Origin of the sequence: Serratia sp. MMO-28, from assembly GCF_037199905.1 — a bacterium.
Lineage (GTDB): Bacteria > Pseudomonadota > Gammaproteobacteria > Enterobacterales > Enterobacteriaceae > Chania > Chania oryzae.
Genome location: NZ_JBBCVB010000008.1, coordinates 184,509 through 197,343, shown reverse-complemented (window position 1 = coordinate 197,343; position 12,835 = coordinate 184,509). Strand labels below are relative to the sequence as shown.

Below are 12,835 nucleotides of genomic sequence, written 5' to 3'. Positions count from 1 at the left end.
ACCGCGTGCATCAGAAAGCTGTTAACGATATTAAACGCGATGCTGCGAGATAATAGGCAATGGGTGACAAATTAATCATCACCCATTGACTTTAAACACAGCTGCTCTCCCTGCGGGAGAGGGTTAGGGTGAGGGGCGGCGGAGGTTACAGCGTTTTCAGCATGGTGACTTCACAGTCGCCGTGGCCGGTACAGCCCATGGCATGATTGATATGCTCGAAACCAAGGTGCTCATACAGGCCGATCGCCTGTTGCAGGGTGGCGGTAGTTTCTAAATAACAACGCTGGAACCCATGTTGGCGGGCAAACTCCAGCGCCTGCAACGCCAGGCGCTTGGCCAGGCCTTTGCCGCGTAACTCCGGCAGGAAATACATTTTCTGTAATTCGCAGACGTCCGCTTCTCCGCCCTGCAGTGGCGCAACCCCGCCGCCGCCAGCAACCTGGCCGTCTAGCTCAACCACCCAGTAGGCGCTGCGTGGCTGGCTGTAGATCTGGTATAACGTGTCCAGATGAGGGTCAGAAACGGTGTAACCCTTATCTGCCGTTAAACCGTGCTCGGCAGACACTTCGCGAATGACGTGAGCAATAGCGGCATTATCTTCAGCCGTTATTGGGCGCACCAGAAGACGCACTGGGGTTGCTGTGGTCATATTTTTACTCGCCATTGAGAGAAACCAGGAAGGCCCAGGCATTTTGTTGTTATTACAAAATATGCCGCACTTATGCTTTTTAATACCATTTAAGGCCGACTCTTGGCAATGCTGATAAAAAAACAGCGGGGAAATCACCCGCTGTTTTTGATCGGTTTGCTCGGCTATACGGGCAACGTTACAGCGCGGCGATGGTCGCCTGCTGTTCTTGCAGCTTCACTTTGCCTTCCTGGCAGGCGGCCAGGCGCTCGCGCTCTTTGGCGACAACTGCTTCCGGCGCACGGGCGACAAAACCTTCATTCGACAGCTTGCCTTCGATAGCAGCGATTTCTGCGTCCAGCTTGCCCATCTCTTTAGTGAGGCGGGCGATCTCGGCGTCTTTGTCGATAAAGCCCGACATCGGGATCAGCAGTTCCGCACCTTCCACCAGTTTGGTGACAGATACCGGGCCTTTCTCACCCGCAGGCAGCAGGCTGAGAGATGCCAAGCGCGCCAGCTTTTCGATAAAGCTCTGGTTTTCCTGCACGCGACGCTGAGCATCGCCGTTGGCGTTACGCAGCAGCACTTCCAGCATTTTGCTAGGCGCGATGTTCATCTCGGCACGGATGTTACGCACCGCGGTGATCGCCTGCTTGATCCACTCCAGATCGTCCAGCGCCTGCTGATCTTCCCGCGCGGCGTCGTAAGCCGGGAAGGGTTGCAGCATGATGGTGTCTGCCGTTTCGCCGGTCAGTGGCTTAACGCGCTGCCAGATGGTTTCGGTGATAAACGGAATGATCGGGTGCGCCAGGCGCAGCAGTGCTTCCAGCACGGTGATCAGCGTATGGCGCGTGCCGCGCTGTTCCGCTGCGCTGCCGTTGCTGACCACCGGTTTGGTCAACTCCAAGTACCAGTCGCAGAACTGGTTCCAGGTGAATTCATACAGGATGCCTGCGGCGATATCGAAGCGATAGGTATCCAGCGCTTCGCGGTAGGCTTTCACCGTGCGGTTGAATTCAGCCAGGATCCAGCGATCGGCCAGTGAAAGCTGCATCTCGCCACCGTTGAAGCCACAGTCGTGCTCTTCGGTGTTCATCAGCACAAAGCGGCTGGCGTTCCACAGCTTGTTACAGAAGTTGCGGTAGCCTTCCAGGCGCTTCATGTCCCAGTTGATATCACGGCCGGTAGAAGCCAGCGCCGCCAGGGTGAAGCGCAGGGCGTCGGTGCCGTGCGGCTCAATGCCGTTCGGGAACTGCTTCTCGGTGCGCTTACGGATCTTCTCTGCCAACTGCGGCTGCATCATGTTGCCGGTGCGTTTTTCCAGCAGATCTGCCAGTGAGATGCCGTCCACCATATCCAGCGGATCGATCACGTTACCTTTCGACTTGGACATTTTCTGCCCTTCGTCGTCGCGGATCAGGCCGGTCATGTACACGGTCTTGAACGGTACCTGCGGCTTGCCATTTTCATCTTTGATGAAGTGCATGGTCAGCATGATCATGCGGGCAATCCAGAAGAAGATGATGTCGAAGCCGCTGACCATCACGCTGGTCGGGTGGAAGGTTTTCAGCGCTTCTGTCTGCTCTGGCCAACCCAGGGTGGAGAAGGTCCACAGGCCGGAAGAGAACCAGGTATCCAGCACGTCTTCATCCTGGTTCAGCGCAATGTCTGCACCCAGGTTGTTTTCGCGGCGCACTTCTTCTTCGCTGCGGCCTACGTACACGTTGCCGTTAGCGTCGTACCAGGCCGGAATACGGTGGCCCCACCACAGTTGGCGCGAGATACACCAGTCCTGGATGTCGCGCATCCAGCTGAAGTACATGTTTTCATACTGCTTCGGCACGAACTGGATTTCGCCCTGCTCAACCGCTTCTACCGCCACTTTCGCCAGCGGCGCGGTGCGCACGTACCATTGGTCGGTGAGCATTGGCTCGATCACCACGCCGCCACGGTCGCCGTAAGGTACGGTCAGATCGTGCGGTTTGATCTCGTCCAGCAGGCCGAGCTCGTCAAAGGCGGCTACCACGGCTTTACGCGCGGCAAAACGCTCCAGGCCGCGGAACTGCGCCGGAATTTCGCTGCTGTAGGCGGTGCTGGCTTCACCCAGGGTATCGAACACTTCCGCTTCCTGGCGGATATCACCGTCGAAAGTCAGAATGTTGATCATCGGCAGGCCGTGGCGCTTGCCCACTTCATAGTCGTTGAAATCGTGCGCCGGGGTGATCTTCACGCAGCCGGTGCCTTTTTCCATATCAGCGTGCTCGTCACCGACGATACGGATGCGGCGGTTAACCAGCGGCAGGATGAGCTCTTTGCCAATCAGATCCTTGTAGCGCGGATCTTCCGGGTTGACCGCCACGCCGGTATCACCCAGCACGGTCTCCGGGCGGGTGGTAGCAACCACCAGGTAATCTTTGCCTTCGGCGGTGGTTGCGCCGTCGGCCAGCGGGTAACGCAGGTGCCACATGGAACCTTTGGATTCGCGGTTTTCCACTTCCAGATCGGAGATGGCGGTGCGCAGTTTCGGATCCCAGTTCACCAGGCGCTTACCACGGTAGATCAGATCTTCTTTATACAGACGGACAAACACCTCTTTCACCGCGTTGGACAGGCCATCGTCCATGGTGAAGCGTTCGCGCTCCCAATCCACCGAGTTGCCGAGGCGGCGCATCTGGCGGGTGATGGTGCCGCCGGATTCAGCCTTCCACTGCCAGATCTTGTCGATAAAGGCATCGCGGCCGTAATCGTGGCGGGTTTTGCCTTCTTCTGCGGCGATCTTGCGCTCAACCACCATTTGGGTGGCGATCCCGGCATGGTCAGTCCCCGCTTGCCACAGGGTGTTTTTACCCTGCATACGCTGGTAGCGGATCATGGTGTCCATGATGGTCTGCTGGAACGCGTGGCCCATATGCAGGCTGCCGGTAACGTTCGGCGGCGGGATCATGATGCAGAAACTTTCCTGGCTGGTATCGCCATTCGGCTTGAAATAACCCTGGCTTTCCCAGTGGTCGTAAAGCTTCTGTTCGATCTGTGTTGGGTCGTAGGCGGTATCGAGATGACTGTTTGTCTTTTCCATTGTGCTTCGTTGTTCAGTAAGTTGGCGGCGTGGCCGTGGTCAAATGGAAGCCGACGCTGCGATAGGCTTTGTAACGTTCGCGCGCCAACTGTTTCAAGGTGTCTTCGTAAGGAACGAAGTCTACCACTTCATGGAAAGCAGTAGCAAAATCTGCAAACTGCGGCAGCAGGGCGATCAGCAGATCGCGCGGGGCATTGCCGCGTTTACCGGGCCAGCACAGCTCGACCGGCGCGCCGTAGTTCGGCCCTTCGCCCGCGAGGTTATGCGGCACAAAGTGGTGCGGCTCGCGCTGCCACAGCGCTTCGTCCAGCCGCTGGGCCTGCTCCTGGCTTTCACAGGCGATCAGTACCCGCTGGCCAGCACGCCAGCGTTCGGCGGCAACGGCGCAGGCCACCGCCTCGTGTGCGCTGAGTGCGCCAGCGGGGTCTGGGTGTTCAAGGAGGTAGAACGTTGCCTGTTTCATATACCCTTCATCTTTCAAGCCGCAGCTGTGTTGGCTGCCCTCCCTCACCCCAGTCACTTACTGATGTAAGCTCCTGGGGATTCCTTCGGTTGCCGCCTTGCTGCAACTTGAAAGCTATTGGGTATAAGCCGGGTGCCTGTAAAAAATGCAAGGGCACAGCAAGCTGTGCTCTTGGTAATTATACCTGATTTACCGCGCGGATTTAATCGTCGCCGTTCAGACCTGCTCGATTGAGTAGAAACTGCGCCAGCAGCGCTACCGGGCGGCCGGTGGCCCCTTTATTCTTGCCGGAGCGCCAGGCGGTGCCAGCAATATCCAGGTGTGCCCAACTGTATTTACGGGTAAAGCGCGACAGGAAGCAGCCGGCGGTAATGGCGCCACCTGGACGACCACCGATATTGGCCATATCGGCAAAGTTGGAATCCAGTTGCTCGTAGTACTCGTCCGCCAGCGGCAAGCGCCATGCGCGATCGCCAGCCTGTTCGGAAGCGCCGATCAGTTCGTGAGCCAGTGGATTGTGGTTCGACATCAAGCCGGTGAGGTGATGGCCGAGTGCGATCACGCAGGCTCCGGTCAGAGTAGCGATATCAATCACCAGTTCTGGCTCGAAACGCTCCACATAGGTGAGGGTGTCGCACAGCACCAGGCGGCCTTCGGCGTCGGTGTTCAGCACTTCAACCGTTTGGCCAGACATGGTGGTCAGCACGTCACCTGGGCGATAAGCGCGCCCGCCCGGCATGTTTTCACAGCCTGCCAGCACGCCGATCACGTTCAGCGGCAGGTTCAGTTCCGCCACCACGCGCATCACGCCATACACCGTGGCGGCACCGCACATGTCGTACTTCATCTCGTCCATGCCGTCGGCCGGTTTGATCGAGATACCACCGGAGTCAAAGGTCAGCCCCTTGCCCACCAGCACGATCGGCTTAGCGTCGGGGTTGGGATTGCCTTTATATTCCATCACGGACATCAAAGATTCGTTTTGCGAACCGGCACCGACCGCCAGATAGGCGTTCATCCCCAGTTCTTTCATCTGCTGTTCGCCGATAACGCGGGTGGTGATGTGTCTGCTGAAGGCATCCGCCAACTGACGTGCCTGTGATGCCAGATACCCGGCGTTACAGATATTTGGTGGCATATTGCCGAGATCTTTGGCAGCTTTGATGCCGGAAGCGACAGCCAGACCGTGCTGGATGGCACGTTCGCCGCTGGTGAGTTCGCGGCGCGTTGGCACGTTGAACACCATTTTACGCAGCGGGCGGCGTGGCTCCACTTTGTTGCTTTTCAACTGATCGAAGGTGTAGAGCGTTTCTTTGGCGGTTTCAATCGCCTGGCGCACCTTCCAGTAAGTGTTACGGCCTTTGACGTGCAGTTCGGTGAGGAAGCAGACGGCTTCCATGGAACCGGTATCGTTAAGGGTATTGATGGTTTTCTGAATCACCTGCTTATACTGGCGTTCATCGAGCTCGCGCTCTTTGCCACAGCCGATGAGCAGGATGCGTTCGGAGAGAATGTTCGGCACATGGTGCAGCAGTAATGTCTGCCCGACTTTGCCTTCCAGTTCGCCACGGCGCAGCAATGCGCTGATATAACCATCACTGATTTTGTCGAGTTGTTCTGCGATAGGTGACAGGCGGCGCGGCTCGAAAACGCCGACGACAATACAGGCGCTACGCTGTTTTTCCGGGCTACCGCTTTTTACACTGAACTCCATGCACTCTCCTGAATCTTAAAGACAACGGCGGTAGCTACGGCTAGAATGACCCACTTCGTAACGCGCTGCCGTCATTGAGTTAACTGATTATGTTAACCTGAACTGCGTAAATGTTCTGTTTTGGCGACTATAGGGCTGTTCCTATAGGGCACCCAAACGGCTTGATGTTCTAATACTATTTTAGCTGTGAAGGTTGCCACATGATGATAAAAAATGGCGGATTAGCGATGAAACTAGCGATTTTCCTGCAAAAAGACAAGTTTTCACAGGCGTAATAAGCGTGATCATCATTAGATATCTGGTACGGGAAACGCTGAAGAGCCAAATTGCCATCCTGTTTATCCTGCTCCTGATCTTTTTTTGTCAGAATCTGGTCAGGGTGTTAGGCGATGCGGTCAACGGCAATATCCCGACAAACTTAGTATTATCCCTGCTTGCATTAGGTGTACCGAAGATGGTGCAACTGATCCTGCCTTTAAGCCTGTTTCTTGGCATTTTGATGACGCTTGGGCGGCTGTATACCGAAAGCGAAATCACCGTGATGCATGCTTGCGGCCTGGGTAAACGGACCCTGATTATTGCCGCCATGGTGTTAGCGCTTTTCACTTCTGCTCTGGCGGCGGTGAACGTGTTCTGGTTGGGGCCCTGGGCCTCGAGCCAGCAGGATGAAGTGATTGCAGAAGCCAAAGCCAACCCCAGCATTGCCGGGCTGGCAGAAGGGCAGTTCCGGCCTTCGCAGGACGGCAACGCCGTGCTGTTTGTCGGTAACGTGAAAGGGAACACCTTCAATGATGTGTTCCTGGCGCAGCTGCGCCCGAGCGGTAACCAGCGGCCTTCGGTGGTGGTGGCAGAGCACGGTGTGATTAACCAGAACCGAGATGGTTCACAGGTAGTGACGTTGGACAAAGGCACCCGATTTGAGGGCACCGCGCTGCTGCGTGATTTCCGGATTACGGATTTCAATGATTACAAAGCGGTGATCGGCCACCGGCCGGTCACGTTGGATAACACCCAGACTGAGCAGTTGTCGATGCGTACGCTGTGGGAATCTGACGATCCGGATGCCAACGCCGAGTTCCATTGGCGCCTGACGCTGGTGGTTTCTGTGATACTGATGGCGCTGCTGGTGGTGCCGTTGAGCGTGGTGAACCCTCGCCAGGGCCGCGTGCTGAGTATGTTACCGGCGATCCTGCTGTATCTGATTTACTTCCTGGTGCAGACATCGCTGCGTTCCAACGGTGGTAAAGGCAAACTGGATCCAATGCTGTGGATGTGGTTGGTGAACGCCGCCTACCTGTTGATGGCGCTGGTGCTGAATCTGTGGGACACCGTCCCGGCGCGCAGACTGCGTGAACGCCTGAAAGGAGCGGCCTGATGTTTGGTGTATTAGACCGTTATATCGGTAAAACGATTTTCAATACCATCATGATGACGCTGTTCATGCTGGTATCGCTTTCCGGCATCATCAAGTTTGTTGAGCAGTTGCGTAAGGTGGGCCAGGGCGACTATACGGCGCTGGGGGCCGGGGTATTTACCCTGCTCAGCGTACCGACCGATATTGAGATCTTTTTCCCGATGGCGGCGCTGCTGGGGGCCTTGCTTGGCTTGGGGACGCTGGCCACGCGCAGCGAACTGGTGGTGATGCAGGCCGCAGGCTTCACCCGCTTACAGATCGCCGGTTCGGTGATGAAAACCGCTATCCCGCTGGTGTTGCTGACCATGGCGATTGGCGAGTGGGTGGCACCGCAGAGTGAGCAGATGGCGCGTAACTATCGTGCGCAGCAGATGTATGGCGGTTCGCTGCTGTCCACCAAAAGCGGCTTATGGGCGAAAGATGGCAATGATTTCATCTATATCGAGCGGGTGTCTGGCGAGACTGAGCTGTCTGGGGTGAATATTTATCACTTTAACGATCAGCGCAGGCTGGAGAAAGTTCGTTACGCCGCCAGCGCCAACTTTGAAGACGGTGAGTGGAAACTTTCGCAGGTGGATACGTCCGATCTGACCAACCCCAAGCAGGTGACGGGCACCCAGACGCTGAACGGCGTTTGGAAAACCAACCTGACGCCGGACAAGCTGGGGGTGGTGGCGTTAGATCCGGAATCGCTCTCGATCAGCGGGTTGCACAACTATGTGAGATACCTGAAGCAGAGCGGCCAGGAAGCCAACCGTTATCAGTTGAATATGTGGAGCAAAATCTTCTCGCCGCTTTCGGTGGCGGTGATGATGCTGATGGCGCTGTCGTTTATCTTCGGCCCGTTGCGCAGCGTGCCGATGGGGCTCCGTGTGGTGACCGGTATCAGCTTTGGTTTCCTGTTCTACGTGCTGGATCAGATCTTCGGGCCGCTGAGCCTGGTCTACAGTATGCCGCCGATATTGGGGGCGCTGTTGCCGAGCCTGCTGTTCCTGCTGCTTAGCATATATATGCTGCTGAAGCGCAGATAGCCCTATCCATATCGCTTGGTGAAGAGCCAACAATGCCAGTCAGTTAAGCCACTGACTGGCATTTTTTATTTCTATCACAGAGAGATAAATGAACAGAGTGGGGGAAAGCTCCCCACTCGTTGAGCGTTTAAAGGGCGGATGCGGCGGAAGGGAATAGCGCAAATGCCTGGCTGCAATCATAGGGCGCTTCTGCACTTTCTGCTGGTGCATCACGGTTATCCAGCACCTCAAACTCCGGTGCACCGTTTTCCACCGCGGCCAGCAGCAGGCTGGCAAAGGATACCGGGCCAGGGCCCATGGTGATCTGGGCATAAGACGGCGATGCTGGTATTTTCCCCGAGGCTTTATTGGCTAACTGCGGTGCGCTGTCAAACACCGTATTGTCGAGCACGATATTTCTCAGCGGCAGCTCCTGCCCATCTGAACTGAAGCCACGCAAGGTCACCTTAACGTTGTTGCCGTTATAAATGGAATTCGCTGTATCCACATAGTGGTAATTCTTGATGGTGATATCGTGAATATCCGGGTAGGCCTGGCCCGTTTTGCTGCTGTAATAGGTATCGATAGTCAGCGCTTCCTGGGCGCGGCGGATGCACACGCCATCATAGCTGACGTTTTTCACCTCTCCCCCGACGCTCATATCCGTTTTGATGCGCACGCCCACGGCAAAATCAGCGTCATGGCCGTCGATCGTCAGATCGCGGATTTCCACGTCTTTGATCGCACAGTCGGTTTCGCTGCCAATTGACATCCCATGGGTAAAGTAGAGCCGGTTATGCAGCACCTTGACGTTGCTGACGGTATAAATCGGTAACTGCCCCAGGTACTTATCGGCAATCGGCGGGACACAGGCGCTGCTGTTGTGGGATTTGATGGCAACACCGTCATCACCGGTGCTGATATGGTTATAGGCAATCAACACATTCTGCGATTGACCAGGATCGATCGCGTCGGTGTTTTTGGTGGTATCTGGGGTAAAGCAGGTGCTGGCCCGGGTAGTGTTGGGGGGGCCAGACGTCGCCGGTTTGGTGCCTTCCGGGCAGTCATAACCCGGCACCGTATAGGCCAGTGACGGGGTTAACACCTTCACACCCCAAACGGTGACCCCATTCACCCCACTAGGGACAAAGTGGAATTTGGGCGCATTTTGCAACGTGATCTTGTACAGAGTGAAGTTTTTACTGGTTGGTTTGGCGGAGTTCTTGTTGGTGACCTGAATCAAGCGCGGGTTGTTCTGGTTGGCACCTGAAACCGTTTTGGTTAATGCGCCAACGTCCCACCAGGTGAGGGTATTGGCATATTTCCCCGTGGTGATGACTGCACCGCCGCGCCCATCGATAATCCCTTCGCCGACCACGCCACTGTTCACCGCATCGGTGGCGGTAATCAGTGCGTTACAGCCATTATCGGAGCTGGCGGTTTCACCGCAGTTATTTTTATCGGCAATCTGATAATCTGCCGGGCTGCGTGAGGCAAACAGGGTAACACCCTGATCCACCCACAGCGTCACGCCACTTTTTAGCGTCAGTGGGCCGCTCAGGAACGCATTTTCCCCATTGCTGCCGGCAATCAGCTTAACGGCGCCGCTGCTACAGGCGTTGATGGCTGCCTGAATACGGCCGGCATCGGGCTGCGAGTTATCGGGATCGGCGTCGATAGCGTCATCCAACAGCCCTTTAGCGTTCTGTGTCAACTCGGCTGGGAGCGTTTGGCAAACTGCGGGCATCATCGGCTCTTTGCCGACCAACTCGGGATCGTTAAGCGCTGCGGTGGGCCAGGTGCCACTGCGATCTGCCGGTGTCACGGGTTCAACCGGCTCGACGGGTTCAGAAGGGTCTACGGGAGTGACCGGATCAACCGGCACCACAGGATCAATAGGGTTAACGGGGCTAATGGGTTCGGTTGGGGTAGCGGGATTGATTGATGAAGCGGTAGTACTCTCGGAATTATCGCATCCTGTTAGAGTGTAAAGAAAAATAATTATAAAAAATAATGACTTAATATTCACCTTTATACCTTCCCTCATAATGAAACAACGTTCCAGAATGAGATATTGCTCCTGCAATATGCGCGATTGCAACGACTAATTGATATAAATATTTACTCAGAGCAGGGAATGCCGGACGTGAGCAATAACGCCCGGCGAGAGGCCGTTATAGCCACCAATCCAGGATCACGATACCGCACAGGCTGATCGCCCAGGCGATGGTGGTGGGCACCGACCAGACCATCATCTGCAGCTTAACGTCTTTGATCCCCATCATACGGTTCACCACCCAGAACATGCTGTCGTTAAAATAGCTGAAAAACAGCGCGCCCATGGTTGCCGCCTGCGCGGCAGCGAGCATATTCACCCCGGGCAACTGGCTGACGATCGGGGCAGAGATCGAGGCGGCGGTGATCATGGCCACCGTGCCTGAGCCCTGTATCAACCGCACCAGCGTCGCGATGAAAAAGGGGATCAGGACCGGGGTCAGCGGCAGGTTGGCGACATGCTGAGCCAACAAGGTTCCAGTGCCGCTTTCGCGCAACACCGCCCCGAGTGCGCCGCCCGCGCCGGTGACCAGCAGGATGATCCCTGCGGTCTGCAACCCTTCCTCTAGCCGTTCCAGCGTGTCGTGCTTATCGACCTTGGGCATCAGGGTGTAGACCGCCAGCAACACGCTGATCGCCAAAGCGATAATCGGCGAGCCAAGAAAGGCAAACGCCTGCCCCCAGAGGCTCTCGCCCAGCCAGACCATATCCTCGGCTTTTGCCAGCATGTTATTCACCGCGTTGATAAAGATCAGCACGATGGGGGCGACGATCGGCAGCAGTGATAACGTTAGGCTAGGCAGTGCCTTCGCTTCCTTTTCAGCCAGATAACGCCGGTGGGCGGCGTGCCGATCCTCTATCTCTTCATCCTGGTTTTCCGGTTCGAAATCCGGGTAGCGGCTGCCAAGCCAACGGGCATAGATAACCACGCCGATCACGCAAGGAATGGCTAAGACCAGGCCTGCCATCATCATGGCACCAATATCAACCCCGAAGATTGCTGCCACCCCTAATGGGCCAGGAGTCGGGGGCACCGCATGGTGGGTGAGGATCAGCCCGCCCGCCAGCGCCACCCCCAGCGTCAGCAGATTGCGTTGGCCTTTTTTGGCTAACGCTTTGACCAGCGGATAAAGAATGACGAAGGCAGAATCGACAAAAATCGGGATGCTGACGATATAGCCGGTAATCGCCAAAGCCCATTCTTCGCGCCTTTTACCCAGCCATTTAATGAAGCTGTAGGCGATCTGTTCCGCTGCGCCAGAGACTTCCAGCACGCGGCCCATCATCACGCCCAGGCCGATGACAATCCCGATGCTGCCGAGCGTGCTGCCGAACCCTTTGCTGATGGTATCGACCGTCTGTACTGCCGTCAGTCCGCCGGAAACACCGGCGATCGAGGCGGCTATCAGCATGGCAATCAGTGCGTGAACCCGGGTGCGCAGCACCAGAAAAACCAGCACGAACACGGCGACTGCCAGGCCGATGATGGGGGTATAAAGCGCCATAATCAGCTCCCCGCCTGCAACATGTCATCGCGCATAAAAGCGCGGATGATCTGCTGGAAGTCTTCATCAGCATAGAACCCTAACGCCAGCGCACGGCGCACGTCGAAGTTACCCGGCCAACTGGCGACGATCCGATTGATAGCGGCATCCGGCACAAAAATCACCCGCGCACGGGCCTGCTCACCGGCCACCGTGCCCAGCGCGTGCAACATCTGCTGGACGGTCACGCTGATGCCGGGCAGGTTGACGGTGCGAGAGGTTCCGAACTGCGCGGCAGGAAGCCGAGCGGCATGAATAAAGTTATCGATCACGGTACCGGGGCTTGATAACCACAGGGCTAGATCGGGGGAAACCGGGCAAATCGACGATTCGCCATGCAGCGGTTCACGGATGATACCGCTGGCAAACGACGAGGCGGCTTTATTCGGCTTGCCGGGGCGCACGCTGATGGTCGGCAGGCGCAATACTCGCCCATCGACAAACCCTTTACGTGAGTAGTCGTTGATCAGCAGTTCACACAGGGCCTTTTGCGTGCCGTAGGAGGATTGCGGCTGTACGGCACAATCATCGCTGACCACCGGTGGGAGCTGGCCGCCAAACACCGCCAGCGAACTGGTGAAGATAAACTTCATTGCCGGAGCATGATGCCGCGCGGCTTCTAATAGCTGGCGAGTGGCGTCGAAGTTGACCTGCATTCCGAGATCGAAATCGCTTTCTGCATGGCTGCTGACGATGGCGGCCAGGTGGAACAGCACACTGCAGTGCTTATCGATAAGCTGGCTGGCGGCACCGGGCTGCGTCAGATCCAGCGCCAGGCAGCGCACGCGCGGATCGTCCACTGGCGCGTTGGGCCGCTGGATATCTGCCAGAATCAATTCACTGAAGGGCAGCACATTCTCCCGCAGTAATGCGGTAGCTAAACGCTGACCCAGAAAACCTGCTCCACCGGTAATGATGACCTTCATGGTGT

Annotated in this window: 9 protein-coding genes; 2 read left to right on the top strand and 7 right to left on the bottom strand. The window is 56.6% G+C overall.

The window, feature by feature from the left end:
* Positions 1-145 precede the first annotated feature (145 nt).
* From WG891_RS09655 to pepA, 4 genes are all read right to left on the bottom strand, one after another.
* A complete protein-coding gene (locus tag WG891_RS09655; protein WP_337262587.1) occupies positions 146-649 on the bottom strand; it encodes a GNAT family N-acetyltransferase in 504 nt (167 codons plus the stop codon).
* Positions 650-827: 178 nt separating this feature from the next.
* Positions 828-3,704, bottom strand: coding sequence for a valine--tRNA ligase (locus WG891_RS09650; RefSeq protein ID WP_337262586.1), 2,877 nt, complete (start codon positions 3,702-3,704; stop codon positions 828-830).
* Between the two features lie 13 nt (positions 3,705-3,717).
* Positions 3,718-4,167, bottom strand: a complete 450-nt coding sequence (locus WG891_RS09645) for a DNA polymerase III subunit chi (RefSeq protein WP_337262585.1) — start codon at positions 4,165-4,167, stop codon at positions 3,718-3,720.
* A 202-nt stretch (positions 4,168-4,369) separates the two neighbouring features.
* Entirely contained in the window at positions 4,370-5,881 is a 1,512-nt protein-coding gene (gene pepA / locus WG891_RS09640) for a leucyl aminopeptidase (protein WP_337262584.1), read from the bottom strand.
* Between the two features lie 280 nt (positions 5,882-6,161).
* On the opposite strand from pepA, the gene lptF reads away from it, so the two are divergent.
* Together lptF and lptG are read left to right on the top strand one after the other, a co-directional pair.
* Positions 6,162-7,256, top strand: a complete 1,095-nt coding sequence (lptF, locus tag WG891_RS09635) for an LPS export ABC transporter permease LptF (RefSeq protein WP_337262583.1) — start codon at positions 6,162-6,164, stop codon at positions 7,254-7,256.
* Entirely contained in the window at positions 7,256-8,326 is a 1,071-nt protein-coding gene (gene lptG / locus WG891_RS09630) for an LPS export ABC transporter permease LptG (RefSeq protein ID WP_337262582.1), read from the top strand. Before lptF ends, lptG begins: the two co-directional genes overlap by 1 nt.
* A 127-nt stretch (positions 8,327-8,453) precedes the next feature.
* Here the strand turns inward: lptG and WG891_RS09625 are convergent, their stop codons facing one another.
* From WG891_RS09625 to denD, 3 genes are all read right to left on the bottom strand, one after another.
* A complete protein-coding gene (locus WG891_RS09625) occupies positions 8,454-10,190 on the bottom strand; it encodes a glycoside hydrolase family 28 protein (RefSeq protein WP_337262581.1) in 1,737 nt (578 codons plus the stop codon).
* A gap of 289 nt (positions 10,191-10,479) precedes the next feature.
* A complete protein-coding gene (locus WG891_RS09620; protein ID WP_337262591.1) occupies positions 10,480-11,868 on the bottom strand; it encodes a GntP family permease in 1,389 nt (462 codons plus the stop codon).
* A complete protein-coding gene (gene denD / locus WG891_RS09615) occupies positions 11,868-12,830 on the bottom strand; it encodes a D-erythronate dehydrogenase (protein ID WP_337262580.1) in 963 nt (320 codons plus the stop codon). Before denD ends, WG891_RS09620 begins: the two co-directional genes overlap by 1 nt.
* Positions 12,831-12,835 lie beyond the last annotated feature (5 nt).